This window comes from Pelomonas sp. KK5 (assembly GCF_001984095.1).
Taxonomy (GTDB): Bacteria; Pseudomonadota; Gammaproteobacteria; order Burkholderiales; family Burkholderiaceae_C; genus KK5.
On sequence record NZ_LYVQ01000064.1, the window covers coordinates 1 to 21746 of the forward strand.

The window sequence follows — 21746 nt, forward strand, 5'->3', positions numbered from 1 at the left end:
CTCAGCGTCAATGCGATCGGCCCCGCCATCCTCGGCGAGGTGCTGCCGCTCGGGCAGCGCAGCGCGATGCTGGCGATCGGCAATGCGGTGGCCTCGGCCGGCGGCGTCGCGGCGCCGGTGGTGATGGGCTGGCTGGTCCAGCGCCACCCCGGGGCGGCAGGCTACGAGCTGGGCTTCCTGGTCAACGGCCTGCTGCTGATCGCCGGCGGCCTGGCCGCGGCGATGGCGATGGACCCGGGCCGCTCGCGCCGGCGCCTCGCGGCCTGGGGCTGATGCGGGATTTCTGCATCGGCGCCGCGGCGCTGAAACGGCTGGAAGCGGAGCTCGCCGCGAAGGCCGCTGCCACGCTGCCGCTGCTGGTCGAACTGGCCTGGCACTTGCGCCAGCGCGACGGCCGGCAGGCGCTGGCCCTGGCCGATCGGGCGCAGCGGCTGCTTGCGTCGGACGGCGCTGACCTCGCCTTGCGGGCGCGGTTGCACCTGGTGCGCGCGGAGGTGGATGCCTTCTGGTCGCGCATCGACAGCGCGGAGCGCTGGCTGGCCGAGGCGCGCACGCTGCTGCCCGAGGCCGGCGATCCGAGCCTGGCCGGCGATGCGCTGTTGATCGAGGCCCTACTGGCCCGCGCCGCCGGCGATCATGCGCGCGAGCTGCGCGCTTGCGAAGTTCTGACGCAAGGCCCGCGTGCGCCGATCGCCGCCGCGATGCTGGCATTGCTGCGCGCGGCGATGCCGGGGCAGGGTACCGATTCCGGCAACGACGATGCTGACGACGCGAACGACCCGGTCGATTCGGACGAGCTCGCCGCGGCGAGCTACGCCAACGCCGCACGCGCGCTGCGACGGCTGCCGCACGACCCGCCTGCCGCGGCCGGGCTGTTCCGCCGCGCGGCCGTCCAGGCGGTCGAGACGGGCCTGCTGCGGCACGCGGTCATCTGCGATCTCAATGCCGCCGACATCTGGCGCGACCTGGCCGACTACGATGCCGCCGCGGCCTGCCTGAACGGCGCCGAGCAGGCGGCCGAGCGCAGCCAGGCGCCTGTGCTGGTCGCCACCTGCCGCACGCGCATCGGCTGCCTGCTGCGCCACCTGGGCCACCTGTCGCCCAGCCGCGGAATGCTGGTCTCGGCGCTGCGCTGCTTCGCGCTGATCCCGCCCTGCCTGAACACCGCCAACGCCTGGTACGACCTGGCGCTCACGCTGATCGAGATGGGGCGCGCGGCGGAGGCGCTCGAGGCGATCGGCAAGGCCATCTCGATCCACGGCGGCAGCGTCCATCCACTGAACCTGACGATGTACCGGATCGCCAGAGCCCGCATCCTGGCGCGGGCGGGCGACCCGGTCGCCGCGCTGGCGGCGATCGAGCAGGCCCGCCAGCTGATCGACGATCACGGCCTGGCGGCGCTGATGCTCAGCGTCGACGAAGCGCTGGCCGAGATTCATCGCACCCACTGTCTGCTGCCGCCGCCGCAGGGCATGAAGGCGCCGAGCGCGGCGATCCATTACGCCCTGAGCGCGCTGCGTCGCGGCTTGCGGATCGAGGGCTGGAAGGCGCCGGCCTCGATGTGCCAGTTCCTCGCCCAGGCCTGGGCCGAGGCCGGCGACCTGGCCCAGGCCTACGACTACATGCAAAAGGCGCTGGAGGCCAAGGAACTGGAACTGGCGATGCAGCCGAAGAACCCAAAGGCGCTGCTGCGCCTGCTGCTGCGCAACGGCGACGGCGCGGCGCCGCTGGGCGAACTACCCGCCGACGAATCGGCGCTGGCGCAGAAGCTGACGCCCAAGGAGCGCGAGGTGATGCGGCTGTTGGCCCAGCACCAGTCGAACAAGGAGATCGCGCTGGCCATGGGCATCAGCGGCGAGACGGTGAAGACCCACCTGCGCTCGATCTACACCAAGCTGAAGGTGGGCACGCGCCGGCATGCGATCGCATGGGCGCGCAATGCCGGCCTGGTGGGCCAGCTGGCCTGACGATCAGGCTGCGCGGCGCCGCCGATCACCGCGGCACCGGCCAGCAGCAGGCTGCAGGTGGAAGGCTCGGGCACGGCGGTGACGGCGCTGCCGAGCATCAGGTGGTCCATCGTCGGGAACACGCCGTCCGCGGCGGCGGCGGACGTGACGTAGACGTTCAGGATCTTGATCGCGCTGTCCGACACGAAGCCGACGAAGCCGCTGCCGTCGGCGCCGGTGGGGGTGATCGTCTGCATCAGGTCGCGGCCCTTGGCGTCCAGCACCTCCACCGTCAGCGTCACCGGCAGGAACTGGTCGGCCGCGTCGGCGCCGTAGAAATAGGCGCCGAAGGCGGTGGCCCCACCGGTGAAACGATCCAGGATCAGCACGTCGTTCAGCGCATTGGTGGTCGAGACCGACGGGTTGGCCGCGGTGCCGGAGATGTAGACAGTGTCGGCCGTGCCCGTCGTCTGCGAATAGGCAAACAGGCCATAGCTGTAGCCGCCGCCGGGACTGCGGGTCAATGGCGTCGAGAGGTTGCTGCCGACATAGGCGGCGAGATCGCTGTAGTCGTCGACGACGGGCTTGTTGATGGCGGCGAGGAAGGACGTCTCGGAGGTGTAGAAGGTCGTGGCCGCCTGGGCCGCACCGCCGGCCGTGGCCAGCGCGACCGCGGCGAGCCCCGCGCCGAGCTCCTTGCGCCGGCGCGTCCACAGGCCCAGCGCGCCCAGGCCCAGCGCCAGCATCGCGTAGCTGCTCGGCTCCGGCACCGGCGACAGCGAGATCACGAAGCCGTGGCTGTGGTTGTCCAGCCCGGTGATCGTCAGGCCGTCGGCCGAGATCGCCAGCGGGGTCGCCAGCACCGTGCCGGTGGGAAGGGCCACGCCGTGGCTGATCGCGTAGTCGGTCAGGTTCATCGTGCCCTGGCCGTTGATCCAGATCGTGCCGGTACCCTGCGTGATCGGGCCGAAGGCGCGGTCGTAGCCGACGATGATGTTGCCGTCGGCCGATATGGCGCTGAGTCCGTTGGTGTCGGCCGCGGCGCCGTAGTGGCCGAGGTATTCGGTGACGTTGGTGAGGGTGTTGTAGCGGTAGGCGGAGCCGCCCGGTGCGCCCGTGCCGATGATCCAGGTGCCGTCGGAGGAGACGTCCTGCGCGTCGCGCAGCGCGAGGCCGTTGCCGTCGACCATCAGCGTCTGCACGCCGTTCTTCCAGTAGCTGCCCTGGTGCGAACCGCCGTTGAGCTCCTGCCAGCCGACGGCGACGGTGCCGCTGCCGTCGAGCCCGTTGATGCGCGTCGAGCGGCCGCTGACGCTGGAGCCCAGATCGATCACGGTGCCGCTGGTCCACAGCGTCGCATGCGCCTGGGCGGCGGTGACCCAGCCGAGGCCGGCGACCGTCTTGCCGTCGCCCGACATGGCCCAGGAGGCACTGACCGAGCTGCCGGACACGCCGCCCAGGCTGCCCAGCGTGGTCCACTGGCCGGTGGCGACGTTGTAGGTCGCGGCGCTGGTCAGGCCGGCGGCATTGACAGCATCGCCGGCGATGATGCTGCCGTCGTCCGAGATGAGGGCCTCGCCGCCGTCCCAGTTGCCGCCGATCGAGACCAGGCCGCCGGCGGCGGTCCACTTGTAGTACTGGCCCTGGGTGCTGCTATAGACCGCCGCGACGGACCCGTTGGCCGAGACGTCACTGACGGCCATGGTCGAGCCGAGGTCGTAATAGGCGCCGGCCCGTGCGGCCTGCGTGGCGATCAGCCCCAGCGCGGCGACGGCCGCGAGTTTTCCGGTCTTGCGATGGATCGATTGTGTTGGCATGAAAGGTCCTCAACGATGATGTGACCTCACCTTATCGACCGTTGCCTTTGCCGCCCATCACCCACGACGGGTTAGGCGCAAAACCTCACCCCGCCGCAGGCCCAGCGCGTGTACCCTTGCCAAGCGCCAGCACGCAGGCCAAAGCGCTCGCCCAAGGGCGTCGGCGCCGGCAAGGCGTTGCTCCCATCTCAAGACTCAGCGGGAACGGAAACAAGCTCTTGACGCTGCACATCCAGCGAGCACGGCCGGTCCTTCTGCCCAGGGAGCCTCCCGCGCTGCGCTCATGCGACGGCGATATGCACAGCCTCGGCGAGCGTCTCTACGCGAAAGGGCTTCTTCAAGATCGATCTGGCACCCAAGACCTGCCCGACCTTCTCCATATCGGCATAACCGGTCGCAAGGATGATGGGGAGATCAGGCCAGGACGCCTTGACATGCCCAATCAACTCTGCCCCGTTCATTCCGGGCATGACGTAGTCGACGATGAGCAAGGTAGGCTGATGCGCCCTCATCGCAGATAGCGCGGCTTCGCCATCGGCCACCGAGGCAACTTGATGCCCCAGGATCTCGAGACTTTGGACGATGGACTGTCGAACCTCATCATCATCTTCGACGACAAGAATGTCCTGCCGTGCCGTATCAGCCGTGGCGGTCTCCCCCTCCGCTTCGTCAGCGATATCCGCGTCGACAACCGGAAAACTGAGCCGGACCCGGGTCCCAGCCTCATGTGAGCTCTCTATCCGGACCTCGCCGCCGGACTGCTTGGCGAATCCATATACCTGCGCCAGGCCCAACCCTGTACCCGTGCCCATCGGCTTGGTCGTGAAGAACGGATCAAACACGCGTCCGATGATCGACGGTGGAATACCCGTGCCACCGTCGGCCACGGCCAGTTCCAAACCGCGCTTGGCTTCGGATGCATCGCCCGGAGGGATTTCGGAAGTGGAGATGACGATGGAGCCGCCGTTTGGCATGGCATCCCTTGCGTTGACCACCAGGTTGAGAATTGCCATCTCGAGCTGGTTCCTGTCCACGTTGACGAAGGGATGAGGATGGGCGAGCTCAAGGTTGATGCGCACGTGCGAACCTACAGAGGTGGCCAGCAGTTCCGCCATGCCCTCGAGCAACGTGTGGATGTCCGTTGCTTGAGGAACCAGGGACTGGCTGCGCGCGAACGAAAGCAACTGTGAGGTCAGCCGGGCGCCGCGTCGGACATTGCGGCGCGCTACCTCGACGACACGCACGACCTGGGGTGACGACTGCAGTCGAGCGAGCAGGTCCAGATTGGTCCCGATGACGTGAAGCAGGTTGTTGAAATCGTGGGCGATCCCGCCGGTCAGGTGCCCCATCGCTTCCATCTTCTGCACCTGCAACAACGCCGCCTGCGCCCGCTCCCGCTCGGCGATCTCGTTCATCAGCCGGTTGTTGGCGTCGGAGAGTTCCCGGGTGCGATCCTCGATTCGTTGCTCCAGGTCGCGGTTGAGCTGCGCAACCTCCGCATGAGCTGAAGCCAAGTCAGCCAAGTTCTGGCGGGTCACGTACTGGCGGGCTCTTGCTCGCAATGCCGCTTCGACGGCAGTCTTCAATGTCTCGGCACTGACGGGCCGTTCCAGCAGAATGACGTTGCCGAGCCGGTGCAGCGAGGCTCCCGCCTTGGGGGGCCGGCTGCTGGTTCGTTTGCCGGTCAGGGCGACAAATGGGAAGTCCGACCAGGACGGCTGGGCTTGCAACCAAAGATGGACGGCGCTGCCGGGCTCAATGGACAGCGCCTCCTCGGTGACGACAGCGGCAGCGGCTCCCTCGATCAGGGCGCCCAGCAGTTGCTGCTGCGAGTGCACCGCCTGTGCTGTCGCCATGCCTGCGACAACATCCGCGATCACCTGGGCGTCTCGGCCAAATGGCGCGAAGACGATGACGCGCGCTTCGCGGGTGTCTGTCATCGGGCGTCGCCGTCGCTCAAGAGCGCGATGTCCCCGGCATACCGTCCGACACCCGGGACCACGCCCTCGAAGTCCGTCAAGGCCACGCCGACCTCGACGCCTTTCGCCCCCAGCCGGAACTCGTGAATGCTGGTGGCATGCCGGTTCGTTCGGCTCTTCGTCACCGAGATTGCCTTGAGCAGCTTGCCCTGCGCCTCGAAGTACCGGAAGAGCACCACGGAATCACTGAGATAGCTGAGGTCGATGTCCATCCGTCCCTGCCCCAGGACGCCGTGCTGGCCAAGCACCAGGATGGTCATCACGCCACGCTGATTCAGATAGGTGAGCAGTTCGTGCATCTGGAGCAGCAGGAATTTGCTGCCGGGCATCGCCTGCAGATAGGCGTTGAGGCTGTCGATCACAACCGCGCGAGCCCCATCGCGCTCGACCGAGCGCCGGACACGCGCCGTGAACTCCCCTGCGGAGACTTCGGCTGGGTCGAGCGCGTTCAGCAGGAGTCTTCCCGACTCCGTGTGCGTTTCAAGCTCATAGCCGAGCGCCTTTGCCCGAGGCATCAGCGTTCCCAAGCCCTCGTCGAACAAGAAGTAGGCAGCCTTTTCACCTCGTTGGAGTGCCGCGTGGACGCATGCGATGGCCGTCGTGGTCTTGCCCACGCCGGAGGGGCCGACGAACAAGGTGTTGCTCCCGCGGGCGAGACCTCCCCCGAGCGTCGTGTCAAGGGCGGCATTGCCCGTGCTGGCATTTTCCGGCGTGAATGCCTTGTGGTGCTCGGCGGCGATCAGGCGTGGGAAGACTTCGATACCGCCCGTCGTCAAGGTGAAGTCGTGCTCGCCGCTGCGGAACGCGATCCCACGCATCTTCGCAACGCGAAGAAAGCGCTTGTCTGAACCATACTGCCCCACGGTTTGCTGAAGGCACACAACACCGTGGGCAATGCTGCGCAACTGCATGTCGCCTGCGGTATCGCTCAGGTCATCGAGCATGAGGACCGTACAGTTGCTGCGAGCAAAGAAATGCTTCAGTGCCAGCACCTGCCGTCTATAGCGGAGCGGATCTTGCGCAAGCAGCCTCATTTCCGAGAGGCTGTCGAAGACGATGCGCGACGGACGCGTACCCTGCACACGAGACATCACCCCTTGCACGGTCTCGTTGAGCTCCATCTCGGCCGGGTGAAGGATGGACTGTTCCGCGTCTGGGCCGAGTTGGTCCGGGCTGACAAGCTCGAAGATGTCGATGCCGGTCTTGTCGAGCTCCCAGCCGTGCGAGCTTGCTACATCCCTCAGTTCGGCAGCGGTCTCGGAGAGGGTCACATACAGGCCCGACTCACCCGCCTCCATCCCCGCAAGCAAGAAGTGGATACCCAAGGTGGTCTTGCCCGTGCCCGGCTCACCTTCAAAGAGAAATAGGTGCCCTGCGGGCAAGCCACCTTGCAAGATGTCGTCCAATCCGGGAATGCCGGTTGAGCAGCGCGTTGACATTTCAGGACTCGGAGAAGGGTGGGAATTGAGATGCTATCCCGGCTCCACTAGGGCGATCTGTCAGACAAGATGCCTACTCACCGTGGTACCACCATTGGCCGGGCAGCGGTGTGCGAGTAGATGATGGTGGTGCGGACGCTGAGGGATGCGGGTGTCCCGTGAAGTGGCGAGGGGCCGCAACGGCCAAGAACCAGGGGGCCAATTGGTATCATCGGCGACCGATTGCCCCTTTGAAAGTTGGCTGAATGTTCGGACGACGCCGGTTGGCGATAGGTGTTGGCGCGGGCCTCACGATTGGCTTTCTGGCGCTGATCGTGATCGTGGGCACAACCATTTGGCTGGTGGAGCGTGGTAACAGCCTGTTCGAGCAGTCGGCGCTTCAGCGCGCGATTCGCGTAAGCGCCGTTGAACTGCGTGATCACCTGCGCACTGCGGAATCGAGCCAGCGCGGTTTTTTGCTGACCGGCAACGAGATCTATCTCGCCCCTTACGACACGGCCAAGACTCAGGCGCGGCAGGAACTGGATGATCTGAGCCGGATGGTCGCGCCGGATGCTCCCAACCGGGCCATGCTGCCCCGACTGGCCGAAGCCGTGGCAGAAAAGATCATCGAGATGGACTCCAGCATTGCCCTGAAGAGCGCCGGCCGTGACGCGGAAGCCATGGCACTGCTGCAGCGCAATCGCGGCAAGGCACTGATGGATGAAATCAATGTCTTTCTCTACGGCGCGATCTTGATCGCCGACGAGGCTGGAACGCTTAACAACGGCGAACAGCAGCGCAACGCCTCGCTGCTGCGCTGGATATCGGCGGGCGCCGCCGTGGTCATCGTCCTGGTCGTGTTCGTCGTGGCCTTCACTGTCTACCGCAACGGGCAGGATTTGAAGTTGGCGCGAGATGAAGTGCGGGCTGCAAACCTCACGCTGGAAGAACGTGTCAAGAGCCGCACGGCCGATCTGGCGATGGCGCGCGAGCGCGCTGAAGTCTTGCTGGCCGAGGTCAATCACCGCGTGGCCAACAGCCTGCAATTGGTCGCGGTGCTGGTTCGCATGCAGATGCGCTCCGTGACCGATACGGCGGCCAAGGATGCACTGCGGGAAACGCAATCGCGGATCGATGCCATCTCGCTGATCCACAAGAGCCTCTATACGTCGGGCGACGTGACCAACGTGGCTCTGAACGACTATCTCGGCGCCATGCTGAGCAATCTGGAAACGGCGATGAAGAAGGACGGCCATACCGCCATCCTGAAATGCTATCTGGAACCCATCTCGCTGCGCACTGACGCCAGCGTCAGCCTGGGCGTGGCAGTGCAGGAGCTGGTCACCAACGCCTTCAAATACGCCTATCCAGTCGACCAGCCCGGCGAGGTGCGGGTACGGCTGAAGCGGCTGGACGACGGCAAGGCCGAACTGACGGTCGAGGACGACGGCGTGGGGATCGCGCCGCAACCAACGCCTGCGGGCACGGGCCTCGGCAGCAAGATCATCCATACGATGGCCTCGGCGCTGAAAACCCATGTGGAATACATCAATCTCAGGCCCGGTACGGCGGCCCGTCTGGTGCTGACGACGGCGACCGCGTAGCTTCATGGCCATGACGATCCAAGTCGCTGCGATGGTTTCATTGATGTGTCTCGGCGGCGCTGCGCTCGCGAGCGGCGCGGACGGATTGACAGTGCCGGTCAAGTTACCGCCCTACGATGCAGCAAGAGCCTCCTGCAGGGCGCCGACCGGCTTTCAGAAGAAGCTGGTCTTCGTGCAGGACAACCGGCGCGAATTCATGCAAGGCGCAGGCCGTGGCCTCGAAGCCGCGGCGCGGGCGCGGGGGCTCGCCTATGGCGTTTCGTTTGCGAACAACGATCCGACGCTGATGATCAGGCAGGTGGAGGACATCGCCACCGACAAGACCGGCGCGATGGTGGTGGCACCGATTGATCCACCGTCGCTGGCGCCGGCCCTGAAGAAGGTCATCGGCGCGGGCGTCTACGTCGGTGCCATCGTGCCGCCGCCGGCGACGACGGTGCTGAACGCGCCGCAGTACCTGACCGGCAAGGTCCTGGCGGAAGCGGCAGCAACTTACATCCGCACGCGGCTGAACGGAAAGGCCAAGGTGGTGCTGCTGACACATGACAGCCTGCAGTTCCTGGCGCCGCGGTTCACCGCCATGCGCGACACGCTGCGGGCACTGCCGGGTGTCACGATCGTGGCCGACATTTCGCCCGCTACGGTCGACAAGGCGGGGGGATACCGCACGATGAAGACCATTCTGCTGGCCCAACCGAACATCGACGTCGTGCTCGGCGCGGACACGGTCGTGCTGGGGGCCCTGCAGGCCTTGCGCGAAGCAGGCAAGGCGCGGGCGGACCAGTTTCTGGGCGGCATCGATGGCGAGCAGGAAGCAGTGGCCGAAATCAAGAAGGGCGACGGCCCGTACAAGGCGAGCATCAGCCTGGCTTCGCCAATATTCGGTTATGCCATGGGCCAGCAGGCCGCCGACTGGCTGGAAGGCAAAACCATCCCGCAGGCCATGGATATCCTGCCGAGAGCGCTCACCAGCGGCAACGTGGCCGACTATGAGCGCGACATGGCCAATCCCGGACCGGTGTATGCCGATCCTGCGCGGCGCGCGTCCTATCTGACGATGTACGGCAATATCTGTTTCGACACGCGTCAAAACTACATCAATTTCCCCTGGTCTTCGGAAGCCAAATAGGTCGTGGCCACCACCCATCCCTGCGTCATCCTCTATGTCGAGGACAACGACTTCATTCGCGAGTCGTTCGCGGAAATCCTCGCTACGCCCGAGCGCCGGATCGTATGCGCGGCTGACGGTGCCGGCGCGCGCGCCGTGCTGCGTGAGCAGCGGGTGGACCTGCTGATGACGGACATCAACCTGCCCGACTGCTCTGGCCTCGACGTGGCGCGCGAGGCCCTTCAGCAGCACCCGGGCCTGCCGGTGATCCTCTGCTCCGGCGACGACGCGAGGGACGTCGCCCGCTCGCTCGGCGCTTCCGCATATCCGCTGAGGAAACCGGTCGATCTGGACGAACTCGATGCACTGATCATCCGGCTAGTGCGATGAAGCGAGTTCGTCACGGGCGGTGAGCTGCCGGCGTGGCGGCCTCGCCTGGCAGCCCGTGCGCCAGCACGGCCAACGCGGCTTGCCACGCTATCGTTTGCGACGGCTTCTCTTGTCTGACACCTTCCCATTTTCCGGTGATGGCCACTGCCTCGCTGCCAGCGACACGGCCGTCTCCTTCAGGATGGATCGCAACCAAACCAAGCCAGGATCCCGCTCATGGTGCTTGTGCCATTGGAGCAGTTCCGTGAAACCCGGAATTTGCAGCGGACATGGAAGCACGACGACGTCGAATCGTTCCGACATCGCCGTGGCCAGGCGCGTGGGCAGGGTTGCGATGCGCTGGGTGCCCTCAAGCAGCTGAGGCACGAGCGTGAAGTTCGGGGCGATGATTTCCTGCCGGCGCGCCTGCCTGGCTGCCGTGAGCAGTTGGGCGTCGTAGGTGACGCGCCGTCCGCCGATCCATTCCACGCCGACATGTCCGGCGTCCAGGTAGTCCTCGACCGTCAGTTCAGCTTTAGCCAGGCGGTGCCCCCGCCACATCAGGCAGGAGAACGTGTCCTCGAAGAGCGGCTCGGAAGGATGCCCCTCGACCGTCGAGAACTCGGGCGTGATCAGCAGCTCGATCTCGCCCCCGTCCAGGTGCTGGTGGGTCAACGTGTTGATCGCCCGCAGGTCGAACTGCATCATCGGTGCGACCTCCGCGACCCGCCGCACCACCTCTGACAGCAGCACGCTGATGACGTAGTCCGAGGATTCGATGACGAAGCGCCGGCTGGACGTCGCCGGATCGAAACTCGGCCGTGCTCGCGTCACCGTCTGGATCTGCAGCAGCACGTCGCGCACGGGCTTGATCAATTCGGCGGCCAATGGGGTCAGGACTTGCGTCTTGCCGACGGAGACCAGCAGCTCATCCTCGAAATAGCTGCGCAGGCGGCTGAGCGAGAGGCTGGTCGCTGGCTGGCTCAGGAAGACTTTCTCCGCCGCACGGCTCACGCTGCGGGTGGAGAGCAGGGCGTCCAGGACCACGAGCAGGTTCAGATCGAGCTTGTTGAAGCGCATGGGCCACCGCCTGAGTGTCAGAGAAGCGCTCGCAGACATTTGCACGGCAAATGGACGAGATTTGAGCAATCAATTTTACAGATGGATGGCCTCAGGCGAACATCACTTCCAAGCGCAAGAGGACCGAGCGGAACAGCCCGGCCGACGCCTTCCCAACCAGGAGACAAAGAAGTGTCAGTTCGTCCCATAGATCCAGCCCATCCCCGCCGCGGCATGGCGGCTTCCCAGTGGGCGCTGGTCGCGACGCTCACCCTCGTCAGCATGCTGGCGCAGATTGACAAGAACGTCCTCGTGCTGATGGTCGGGCCCATCCAGCGCGACTTCGGGGTGGGCGACGTGCAGATCAGCTTCCTGATCGGCGCCGCCTTCGCGATGGCCAACATCGCGATCGGTCTGCCTGCGGGCTGGCTGGCGGACCGATTCAACCGCCGCCTGATCATCGCCGGCGGCGTGCTGGTCTGGTCCCTGGCCGTGGCCTCGAATGCCTTCGCCTCGACCTTCCTGGCGCTGGTCGTCGCGCGGATCGTCGTCGGCGGCGCCGAGGCGCTGATCCCGCCGTCGGCCTATTCGCTGATCCGCGATGGCGTGGATGCCGAACGGCGAGCCCGGGCGATGTCCGTCTATACGATGGGTCTGATGCTGGGCACCGGGCTTTCGCTCGTGCTGGGTGGGCCGATGCTGGCCTGGATTCAATCCGCGGGCATCCGGTCGATTGCTGGCTTTGGCGATGTGCCGCCCTGGCAGATGGCCTTGTTCCTGATCGGCCTGGTCGGCCTGCCAACCGCATTGCTCATCGGCTTGAATCGCGACCCCGGCCGCCACCACGCGGACGGCGCAGCCGGGGGCTCCGCCGTCAAACTCGGGCTGGCCGACGTCTGGCGCACGCTCGCCGCACAGCGCACGGTCTTCCTCCCTCTGCTGGTGTTCGCCGCCGCGAACTCCATCATCACCTTCGGCCTTGGCAGCTGGATTCCGACGATGACAGCACGGCGCTTTCATATCGGCATGCGCGAGATCGGCCTGATGCAGGGCGGGCTGCTGCTGACGATGGGGCCGATCGGCCTGTGGCTCGCCGGCCTGGTGATGGACCGCAAGCGCGGCGGCACGCTGCAGAACATCGCCGGTGTCGGCGTGGTCGTGAGCGCGGTGGTGCCGACTTTGGCAACGCTGCTCTGCCAGTCCGGGAACCTGGCCACGTTCTGGAGCATCGACGCGGCCGTGGTCCTCTTCTCCTGGACCTTCATGGCCGTCACCTCGACGCTGGTGGCCAGGACGGTGCCGCCCACGATGGTGGGCACGGCGATGGCCGTCGTGCTGGTCATCAACGGCCTGATCGGGCAAGGCCTGGCGCCCACGCTGATCGCCGTGGTTGGCCAGCGGGCCTATGGCAACGATCCGCAGTCGCTGTCCTCGGCGATGGGCGCGGTCTTCACCGGAGCCGGAATCGTGGCCTTCGCCGCGGCGCTGCTGCTCTACCGAGCGGTCAAGGGGCGCCCATCCCCGGTGCCGGCGATGACCGACGCCGCGCCCATCGCCAGCCGCTAGCCAGGCCCCCGCAACAACTCTCCCGTCCGACGCCGCGCTGCGGCCCGTCGGTGGATGCCTTCGTCCTCATCTACGGAAACCCACAAAATGAAATCGACCAACATGGGCCGGACTGCGGCCGCCACGGCTGTTCTTGCCCTCGTCGCCGCCTGGCCGTCGGTCGCCAGCGCCGAGAGCAGCGTCACGCTCTCGGGCCTGCTGGGCAGCGGCGTCACCTATACCTCCAACGCCGCGCCAGGCACGCGAGCGCAGCTGTCTGGCACGCACGCGGTTCCCTTCTGGGCCATCTCGGGCAGGGAAGACCTGGGAGACGGCAACACGGCCTTCTTCCGCTTCAGCCAGTACTCGTTCCTCGATACCGGCATCACCGCGCCTTTCGAGAGTTACGTCGGCCTGTCCTCCGCGCGCTGGGGCACCGTCACGCTGGGCTCGATGTACGACCTGCTGGCAGACCTGGTGCCCTTCACTTCGGAGCGCTACACCTCGCTGCTGGCGACGCACCCGGGCAATCTGGATCGCACGGTCGGCAACTCGCTGAGCAACACCGTCAAGTACAAGTCGCCCGTCACTTCAGGCTTCGGCTTCGGCCTCGAATACGGCTTCGGCGAACCAGGCACGGCCAGCAACACCGGCCGCGTGCTGGGCGGTGAGTTGAACTACACGGCCGGCCCGTGGCAGGCGGTTCTCGTCTGGGAATCGGTGCACGGCATCCCGTTCGCCCCGGTGGCCAAGCTGGGCATCACCCGACTCTACGGCCTGGATTTCAGCAAGGCGCCCGCCACCACGCTCAGCCAGGACCAGGACACCGCCACGCTGGGCCTGGCCTACGCCGACCAGGGCTGGCGATTGATGGCGAACTACAGCGACACGCGGCTGGCCGCCGCGGGTGCCAGCCAGGACGAGAAGGCCCGCAGCCTCGATCTCGGCGCCTACAAGTACATCAGCACGCAACTGCGCGTGGGCGGCGGCTACTCGTACACCACGCTGGCGAGCTACCACTGGAACCAGTGGCACGCGCATGCGGACTACGCGCTGTCCCGGCGCACCTCCCTCTATGTCCTGGGCGTGCTGCAGCTCGCAGGCGCCGGGCAACTGGCCGTCATGCGCAACCAGCCGGTGGCCACGGCCTCCCGGCAGGCGGTGTTCGAGGTCGGCATGACCCATCTGTTCTGAACGGAAACTTTCTCATGGACTACGACGTGATCGTTGTCGGCGGGGGGCCCTCGGGCCTGACCGTCGCGGCCGAGCTGGCCGGTGCAGGGGTGTCGACCCTGGTGCTGGAGCGGCGGACCGAGGGTGTGCAGTCGCGCGCCGGAACCTTGCTGCCGCGGGTGTTGGAGCTGTTCGACGCACGAGGCATTGCCGACCGCTTCATCCGGAAGACGCGGCAGATCGTCGACTTCCCCTTCCGTTCCTCGCACATCTGGGCCGGCTTCCATCCGATCGAGTGGAAGCATCTGGAGACCCGTTTCGGCTTCACGCTGGGACTGCCCCAGAACCTGACCGAGGAAGTGCTCTGGGAGTGGGCGCAAGAATGCGGCGCGGAGATCCGCCGCGGCTGCGAACTGCAGACGCTGGAACAGACGAGCAACGGCGTCGACGTCGAGCTGATGGATGCCGCCGGCCGGCGCAGCAGGCTGCGGGCCCGCTATCTCGTCGGCGCGGACGGCGGCCGAAGCGTCGTGCGCGCCCAATCCGGCATCGCCTTCGAAGGCCATTCGGGCACGTTCCGCGGCATCGTGCTGGACGCGGAACTGCAAGCGCCCTGGCCCGGCGGCCGCATCAATGTGGACAACGAGATGGGCTGGGTGCGCGGTTATGCCTTCGGAGCGGGCATCACGCGCTTCAACATCGTCCACCGCGATCGCCGCCATGCACCGAAGGACGAGCCGGTCACGCTCAAGGAGGCCTTGCAGTGCATCCGCGACGTGCATGGCACCGACTACGGCATCACCGGCCATCGCTGGGCCTCACGCTTCGACGACCAGATGCGCGCCGTGCCCTCGCTGCGCCAGGGCCGGGTCTTCCTGGTTGGCGAGTCGGCGCGCATCCACTACCCCGCCAGCGGCGTCGGCATGAACTTCTGCCTGCAGGATGCCTTCAACCTCGGCTGGAAGCTGGCCAACGTCGTCAAGGGTCTGGCCGGCGACTCGACGCTGGACAGCTATGACGCCGAGCGCATGCCGGTCATGCAGGCGCTGCTCGAGAGCGTCAAGGCGCAGTGCGCGCTGCAGTTCAATTTCGAGCCGGATGCCATCGCGCTCAAGCGGCGTCTGGCCGAGCAGCTGATTCCCCTGCCCGAGGTGCAGCGCAAGCTGGTCCGCGAACTCTGCGGGCTGGAAGCACCGTATCGCCGCGAAGCCGGTGCTCATTCGCTGACCGGCATACCGGTGCCCGATCTCGACCTGGTGATGATGGACGGCCTGCCGGTGCGCATGGCCGAACTGCTGCGCAACCGTCGCTTCGTCCTGCTCGACCTGGAGGGCACGTCGCGCCAGTTCGCAGCGCTCGATGTGGCGGGCCTGCCGGTGGACGTCGTTCAGGCCAGCCTGGCGCGGATCCCCGCGGCGCTGGACGGCGTAAAGGCGCTGCTCGTGCGGCCCGATGGCTATGTCGCCTGGGCCGGTACCCGCACTGCGCAAGCGGGCGAGATCGCACTGCAACTGGCGACGTGGTTCCAACGGAGGGCCGCCCGATGAGCCACCGCCCCCTTCTTGTTTCTGGCGGCTGGGTGCTCAGCGTCGATCCGTCCATCGGTGATCTGCGCAGCGGCGACGTGCTGATCGCGGGCGAGCGCATCGTCGAGGTGGCGCCGCGCATCGAGGCGCCCGAGGCCGAGCGCATCGATGCCCGCGGCATGATCGTGATGCCCGGCTTCGTCGACACGCATCGCCACACCTGGCAGACCTGCGTGCGGCATCGCTATGCCGACATCGATCCGCAGACCTATTTCGCCGAGATGCTGGGGGCCAAGGGCGCGGCCTACCGCACCGAGGACGTCTACGTGGGCACGCTGCTGGGCGCCGTCTCGGCGCTGGACAGCGGCATCACGACGATGCTGGACTGGTCGCACGTGCAGAACAGCCCCGAGCACAGCGACGCTGCCATCGCCGCTTTGCGCGATGCCGGCATCCGCGGCGTCTTCGCCCATGGCTGGCCGCTGGTCGAAGGCGCGTCCTGGATGTTCGACAGCCGGCGCGGCCATCCCCAGGACATCCGCCGGCTGCGCGGCGAGTACTTCTCTTCGGATGACCAGTTGCTGACCCTCGCCATGGCCGGGCGCGGCCCGGAGATGGCCCAGCGCGACGTCTGGCAGTCAGACCTGCGGCTCGCCCGCGAGCTGGGCATTCGCTCCTCCATCCACATGGGCGCCTACGCCCGCAACAGCCGGGTGCGCGCCATCGCGCAGATGCATGAATGCAAGGCGCTGGGGGAAGACCTGACCTTCGTCCATTGCTGCTGCTGCGGCGACGACGAAATCGCCATGATGGCTGACGCGGGCGTCAGCGCCTCGCTGGGCGTGCACTGCGAGCTGAACGCCCAGGGCATCGGCGACATCCCGCTCGATCGGCTGCTCGCCGTCGGCATCCGCCCGAGCCTCAGCGGCGACACCGAGACTAAATGCTCCGGCGACATGTTCACGCAGATGCGCCATGCCTTCGCCCACTACCGCTCGTGGATGGGCGGCGGGCACTCGCGCGCGCGCAATGCGCCGGCTACCGTGTCGATGCGCGACATGATCGAGTTCGCCACCATCGCCGGTGCCCGGGCCAACGGACTGGAGCGCAAGGTGGGTTCACTGACGCCGGGCAAGCAGGCGGACCTGATCCTCATCCGTGGCGATGATCTGAACCTCACGCCGGTATCGGACGCGGTCGGCGCCGTGGTGCTCGCGGCACATGCCGGCAATATTGACTCAGTGTTCGTCGCCGGCAAGGCCGTCAAGCGGCATGGACGCATGGTCGGGCTGGATGTCGATGCCCTACGGCGGCGGGCGTTTGCTTCGCAGGCCTATGTGCTGGGGCTGCCGACATGAGCGCCGGGCATCTTCCGCTGGATCCGGAATTGGCGGCCATCGTCGCTACCATGCGCGCGGCGGGCGTGCCGCCGCCCTTCTCGGGCGCGCCGGCCGAGGCCCGGGAACGCATGCGGCGCGCCATCATGGCGGCGCGGGCGCGCTCACCGCTGCCGGTCGTCGGCTCGACCGAAGACAGCATTGCCGAGCACGACGGCCGGCGCGTCCCGGTGCGCGTCTACCGGCCGGTCTCACAGGGTCAGGTCTTGCCTACGGTGGTGTTCTTCCACGGGGGCGGCTTCGTTCTCGGCAGCGTCGAGCTGATGGACGATATCGCCCGCAAGCTGTGCCGGGACGTGGGTGCGGTGGTCGTCTCGGTGGACTACCGGCTCGCGCCCGAGCATCCGTTTCCCGCGGCGCACGAAGACGCCCTGGCAGCTGCCCGCTGGGCGATGCGCAATGTCATGGCCCTGGGCGGCGATGCGACGCGGATCGCGCTGGCGGGGGAGAGCGCTGGCGCCAATCTGGCGACCTGCACGGCCATCACCCTGCGCGACCAGGGCCTGGCGGGCGAAAGCATCGCCGCCCAGCTCCTGATCGTGCCCGGCGTAGACATGGCGCGCGACACCTGGGCCATCGAGGCCCAGGATCTGGACTTCCCGATGCTCACGCCGGCCGACCTTCGCGACATCGCACGGCTGGCGATGGGCGGCAATGCCGAGCTCGCTGCGGGCATGCCGCCCTCACCACTGCGCGCGTCCGATCTGTCAGGGCTGCCCGCGACCGTGATCGCGGTGGCGGGCCACGATCCGCTGCGCGACGAAGGTCTCGCCTACGCCGCCCGCCTGGAGCGAGCCGGCGTCGCCGTCGAACTGCATCGCTTCGAGGACATGTTCCATCCCTTCTTCGGCTTCTTCGAAGCGTCCACGGCGGCCGGGCGCGCGAACGACTCGATCTGCGAAGCCTTTGCCGGATGCCTTTGCCAGCACGCGATGCCGGCCTTTGCCGAGAGGAGGCTTGCATGACGAATCCATCACACCCATTGAAGCGCCGGGTCGGCGTGCTCGCCATTCACTCGGTCGATCGTTTCATCTTCACCGTGCCCGATCTGCGAGAGGCCGAGCGCTTCTATCGTGCATTCGGGCTCGACGTCTGCCGGGAAGAAGGACGAGTCGATCTGCGCACCTTCGGCAATTCGCAACTCTGGGCTTCGCTGCACGAAGCGCCGGGGCCCAAGCGTCTGCAGTATCTGCGCCTGGGCATCGATGCGCAAGACCACGATGCCTTTGCCGAAAAGATCCGATCGTGCGGGCTCGCTGCTGCGCCTCATCGCCTCTCCGACGGGGCAGGTCTGTGGTTGACGAGTCCCGACGGAACGGCGCTGCAATTGGTGGTGGCCGACAAGGTCTCGCCCAGCACCAGGTCGCCGCGATTGCCGCTGCCCGACACGAGACCGGGCACCGGCGCCGCGCCGCCGCGCAGCCGAAGGCTGGGCGTGCAGCCACGAACGCTGTCGCACCTGCTGCTCTTCACGCCCGACGTTCCCCGGATGATCGACTTCTGCCAGCAGGTGCTGGGCCTGCGGCTGTCGGACCGCTCGGGCGACCTCATTGCCTTCCTGCATGGCGCGCATGGGAGCGACCACCACCTGCTGGCTTTTGCCAGCTCGCACGCGGCGGGTCTGCACCATTCGAGCTGGGACGTCGGCAGCCTGGACGAGGTGGGCGCCGGTGCCGAGCAGATGCGCGACGCCGGCTACGACCGCGGCTGGGGGCTCGGCCGGCATGTGCTCGGTTCCAACTACTTCCACTACGTTCGCGATCCCTGGGGCAGCTTCGCCGAATATTCGTTCGACATCGATTTCGTGCCCCACGACGTCGACTGGCCCGCCGCCGATCACCCGCCCGAGGATTCCCTCTACGTCTGGGGACCGGCCGTCCCCGAAGACTTTGTCACCAACCATGAGCAGACCGAGGATTCGAACTCCGAATCGGATGCCGTCCAAGGAGATCCAGCATGAGATTCATCGCCTTCATCGATCACCAACATCGGCCCGCACTCGGCGTGCGCTTGGGCAGCGAGATGGTCAACCTGACTGCGCTCGGGCTCCCGTCCACCTTGGATGAACTGCTGCGCCAAGGCGAATCCGGCATGGCCACGGCGCGCGCGGCGGTCGACCGTGAGGGGCCGCGTCTGCCGCTGGCCGGGCTGCGGCTGCTGCCCCCGCTATCGAATCCCGCCAAGGCCTTTGCCATCGGCCTCAACTACGCGGATCACGCGTCGGAGAGCAAGTTCGAACTGCCCATGCATCCGGTCATCTTCCAGCGCTTCGCCTCCTCCTGGGTCGCCCACGACGAAGCGATCCTGCGCCCCAAGGTCTCCACGCAGTTCGACTACGAGGCCGAACTGGTGGCCGTGATCGGCAAGGGCGGGCGCTATATCCCGAAGGAGCGAGCGCTGGAGCATGTCGCCGGCTATTCGATCTTCAATGAAGGCTCGGTCCGCGACTTCCAGTTTCGCTCGGCGCAATGGTTGTGGGGCAAGAACTTCGATCGCAGCGGCGGCTTCGGCCCTGAGTTCGTCACGGCCGACGAACTGCCGCCCGGCGCCGCGGGTCTGCAGATCAGCTTCCGCCTGAACGGGCAGACATTGCAGGATTCGAACACGCGGGACATGATCTTCGACGTGGCTACGCTTGTCGCCGCGTGCTCTGAAGGCATGGCCCTGCAGCCGGGGGACATGATCATCACCGGCACGCCGTCGGGTGTTGGCCTGGCTCGCAGCCCGCAGGTGTGGTTGAAGCCGGGAGACGTCTGCGAGGTCGAAGTGCAGGGCATCGGCATCCTTCGCAATCCGGTGCTGGACGAAGCATAGTTCTCTGACCCAACCCGCCAAAAATGAGAATCGACCGCCTACCACCGCTGGGCCCAGATCAGTGGACACCCGAACAACGCAAGGCAGCAGAAGAAATCATCGCCGGCCCGCGCGGCGGGCTGATCGCGCCTTTCGTGCCTCTGCTGCGCAGCCCGGAGTTGATGGGCCACGCGCAGCGCATGGGTGAATACCTGCGCTACCGCAACAGCCTGGGCTTGCGGTTTTCGGAACTGGCCATCCTGATCACCGCCCGCCATTGGTCGCAACAGGTGGAGTGGGGGATACACGCGCCGATTGCGCTGCGGGAAGGCGTTTCCGCAGCAAGCGTCGAAGCCATTGCCGCAGGGCGCCGGCCCGAAGGCATGGACGGCGACGAGTCCGCGGTGCATGACTTCTGCATCGAGCTGCTCCGTGAAAAGGCGGTGTCCGATTCAGGCTGGGCTGCCGTGGTCGAGCGCTTCGGAGATCGCGGCGCGATCGATCTCATCGGTATCAACGGCTACTACGGCTTTCTCGCGATGGTGATGAATGCCGCGCAGACGGCCGCCCCCCACTGCGAGATGCCACCCCTGCCGACGAAGGGTTCCGACGAGGCGGCGTAAAGACAGCGAACTTGAGGATGATCGATATGCCAGAACGGCCGGCGGTCGTTGGCAACCGACTGGATGGTCGACTCGGCCGGATGCCGTTCTGGCGCCAGCGAATCGGGGGGGCGCTCAGTGTGTCAGTTCAGCCACGCCGCAAGGCGTCCTCTGGCTTCCCGTCAGGCCGCGGAGCCGCCGTCGATTAGCAGATCGGCGCCGGTCAGGAAGGCCATTTCGAGGCCTTGCGATCAGAACGGCAGTTCGCCGCTGAAGAACGACGACTCGACCGTGATCCCGTTCAAAGAAGCAAGCACGCTTGCTATGCAAAGGGCCTCTACGGCTTGCAGGGCTATCAGATTGCGGAAGGTCGTAGGCAACTTCCCTACGCTGGTTTGCGTGTCTGCCGGCACTCGTCTGACGGCTTCGCCCGCTGCCACGCTGGGGAGGCTTGCGCAAAACTGCAGACCTCACAGGGCCATTCAGGGGAGACAGGCGATGATCATGACCTCAACGACTGAAGCTTCATGAGCCCGCGCACAGCGATTGATCTGGCTGCATTGGGTAATGGGGCCGGTTGGTCGGGCAGCGGGGCTGGTGCCGGAGTTTTCGAGTCCAGCGCCGAGCGCGTCGCGGTAGCGATCGCGCTGAACGAAATGATGCTCAGATCCAACACGACAGGCGGCGCGGCGCGGCAGATGTCGAGTGAGCAGTCGGTGAGGCTTGAGGCCATAAGCTGTAGCGTCGGCGAGATCGAGGCGTACAGCCTCAGTCAGGACGGAAAGGAGTTCTGCGTACGCATCCGGGGTACACGACAATGGCGTATCAAGGTCGATCGCGTGGACCAAGGCGTGGTTTTCGACACTGCAGAAGAAGCGGTTGCCAGCCTGGCCACTGCGCATTCGCTGCCTGTGAATCTGGCCGCCTGGACGCCAGAGGTGGCCCGCCATAGGAAAGCCCTTTGGCACGGCTGAATTCCCTGGCTCGTACGCGTTGGTCGACCGATGTACTCGGGCGAGTACGATACTCCGCACACGGGAAAGGGCTATTCGATTCCGAGGTTGAGTTTAGAAGTCAAGGCTCGACTCCGTTCGTTGATGTTCAGCTTCTCGGCTTCGCCAGACTTCGGCACCTGCGGCAGCCGCACCCCCTTGAAGGGGAAGAGGACGCCGCTCAGCGGCACCCCCACCGCGAGGCCGGCAGCCAGGTGGTCGATCGGCACCGTCACCACGACGGTTGCCGCCGTCACCGCGCTGGACAGCTTGGGATGCTTCAGCAGCGCCCGCGCCGATCCTTAGCAGCGAACGAGAATACGATGACCTCAGGGATCAGCGCGAAGGTGCCCGCCGATGCGGCAGGAGGTCGCCGATGCTGGAGATGGCTGGCGGATCGGTGCGCTGCATGATC

The 21746-nt window shown here is 66.4% G+C and carries 18 protein-coding genes and 1 pseudogene; 14 read left to right on the top strand and 5 right to left on the bottom strand.

Annotated elements, in window-relative coordinates:
* Both B0W88_RS33600 and B0W88_RS12245 read left to right on the top strand, forming a co-directional pair.
* Window positions 1-273 (top strand): annotated as a pseudogene (locus B0W88_RS33600) (MFS transporter); the annotation flags it as partial.
* Complete coding sequence (locus B0W88_RS12245) at window positions 273-1967, top strand: LuxR family transcriptional regulator (RefSeq protein WP_077034940.1); 1695 nt, start codon at window positions 273-275, stop codon at window positions 1965-1967. The pseudogene B0W88_RS33600 and the gene B0W88_RS12245, both read left to right, overlap by 1 nt.
* Here B0W88_RS12245 and B0W88_RS12250 read toward each other — a convergent pair.
* From B0W88_RS12250 to B0W88_RS12260, 3 genes are all read right to left on the bottom strand, one after another.
* Window positions 1886-3763, bottom strand: a complete 1878-nt coding sequence (locus B0W88_RS12250) for a PEP-CTERM sorting domain-containing protein (protein WP_077034941.1) — start codon at window positions 3761-3763, stop codon at window positions 1886-1888. The two genes, B0W88_RS12245 and B0W88_RS12250, sit on opposite strands and share 82 nt — an antisense overlap.
* A 281-nt stretch (window positions 3764-4044) precedes the next feature.
* Window positions 4045-5703: a response regulator gene (locus tag B0W88_RS12255; protein WP_077034942.1), complete on the bottom strand. Its 1659-nt coding sequence runs from the start codon at window positions 5701-5703 to the stop codon at window positions 4045-4047.
* Window positions 5700-7181, bottom strand: coding sequence for an ATPase domain-containing protein (locus B0W88_RS12260; RefSeq protein ID WP_077034943.1), 1482 nt, complete (start codon window positions 7179-7181; stop codon window positions 5700-5702). Before B0W88_RS12260 ends, B0W88_RS12255 begins: the two co-directional genes overlap by 4 nt.
* 245 nt (window positions 7182-7426) lie before the next feature.
* Between B0W88_RS12260 and B0W88_RS12265 the strand changes: the two genes are divergently transcribed.
* The 3 genes from B0W88_RS12265 to B0W88_RS12275 are packed head-to-tail and all read left to right on the top strand — an operon-like array spanning window position 7427 to window position 10265.
* Entirely contained in the window at window positions 7427-8767 is a 1341-nt protein-coding gene (locus B0W88_RS12265; protein ID WP_083748752.1) for a sensor histidine kinase, read from the top strand.
* Window positions 8768-8771: 4 nt separating this feature from the next.
* Window positions 8772-9896 carry a sugar ABC transporter substrate-binding protein gene (locus B0W88_RS12270; RefSeq protein ID WP_077034945.1) on the top strand — a complete coding sequence of 375 codons (1125 nt, stop codon included), beginning with the start codon at window positions 8772-8774 and terminating at the stop codon, window positions 9894-9896.
* A 3-nt stretch (window positions 9897-9899) separates the two neighbouring features.
* Window positions 9900-10265, top strand: a complete 366-nt coding sequence (locus tag B0W88_RS12275; RefSeq protein ID WP_077034946.1) for a response regulator — start codon at window positions 9900-9902, stop codon at window positions 10263-10265.
* Between the two features lie 87 nt (window positions 10266-10352).
* Here the strand turns inward: B0W88_RS12275 and B0W88_RS12280 are convergent, their stop codons facing one another.
* A complete protein-coding gene (locus B0W88_RS12280) occupies window positions 10353-11324 on the bottom strand; it encodes a LysR family transcriptional regulator (RefSeq protein ID WP_083748754.1) in 972 nt (323 codons plus the stop codon).
* 213 nt (window positions 11325-11537) lie between these two features.
* Between B0W88_RS12280 and B0W88_RS12285 the strand changes: the two genes are divergently transcribed.
* The 9 genes from B0W88_RS12285 (at window position 11538) to B0W88_RS12325 (ending at window position 21313) form a co-directional block, all read left to right on the top strand.
* Window positions 11538-12869, top strand: a complete 1332-nt coding sequence (locus B0W88_RS12285) for an MFS transporter (RefSeq protein ID WP_077034947.1) — start codon at window positions 11538-11540, stop codon at window positions 12867-12869.
* 87 nt (window positions 12870-12956) lie between these two features.
* A complete protein-coding gene (locus B0W88_RS12290) occupies window positions 12957-14042 on the top strand; it encodes a porin (RefSeq protein WP_233151697.1) in 1086 nt (361 codons plus the stop codon).
* A gap of 14 nt (window positions 14043-14056) precedes the next feature.
* Complete coding sequence (locus tag B0W88_RS12295; RefSeq protein WP_077034949.1) at window positions 14057-15568, top strand: FAD-dependent monooxygenase; 1512 nt, start codon at window positions 14057-14059, stop codon at window positions 15566-15568.
* Window positions 15565-16905: an amidohydrolase family protein gene (locus tag B0W88_RS12300; protein WP_144006735.1), complete on the top strand. Its 1341-nt coding sequence runs from the start codon at window positions 15565-15567 to the stop codon at window positions 16903-16905. The genes B0W88_RS12295 and B0W88_RS12300 overlap by 4 nt, the downstream gene beginning before the upstream one ends.
* Window positions 16902-17909 (top strand): alpha/beta hydrolase, encoded by a 1008-nt coding sequence (locus B0W88_RS12305; RefSeq protein ID WP_077034951.1) that lies wholly within the window; start codon window positions 16902-16904, stop codon window positions 17907-17909. Before B0W88_RS12300 ends, B0W88_RS12305 begins: the two co-directional genes overlap by 4 nt.
* Window positions 17906-18904 (top strand): VOC family protein, encoded by a 999-nt coding sequence (locus tag B0W88_RS12310; RefSeq protein ID WP_077034952.1) that lies wholly within the window; start codon window positions 17906-17908, stop codon window positions 18902-18904. Before B0W88_RS12305 ends, B0W88_RS12310 begins: the two co-directional genes overlap by 4 nt.
* Entirely contained in the window at window positions 18901-19758 is an 858-nt protein-coding gene (locus tag B0W88_RS12315; RefSeq protein ID WP_077034953.1) for a fumarylacetoacetate hydrolase family protein, read from the top strand. Before B0W88_RS12310 ends, B0W88_RS12315 begins: the two co-directional genes overlap by 4 nt.
* A gap of 29 nt (window positions 19759-19787) precedes the next feature.
* Window positions 19788-20360, top strand: coding sequence for a carboxymuconolactone decarboxylase (locus B0W88_RS12320; protein WP_077034961.1), 573 nt, complete (start codon window positions 19788-19790; stop codon window positions 20358-20360).
* 506 nt (window positions 20361-20866) lie between these two features.
* Complete coding sequence (locus tag B0W88_RS12325) at window positions 20867-21313, top strand: hypothetical protein (RefSeq protein ID WP_144006736.1); 447 nt, start codon at window positions 20867-20869, stop codon at window positions 21311-21313.
* Between the two features lie 71 nt (window positions 21314-21384).
* Here the strand turns inward: B0W88_RS12325 and B0W88_RS12330 are convergent, their stop codons facing one another.
* A complete protein-coding gene (locus B0W88_RS12330; protein WP_077034955.1) occupies window positions 21385-21588 on the bottom strand; it encodes a hypothetical protein in 204 nt (67 codons plus the stop codon).
* Window positions 21589-21746: the final 158 nt, after the last annotated feature.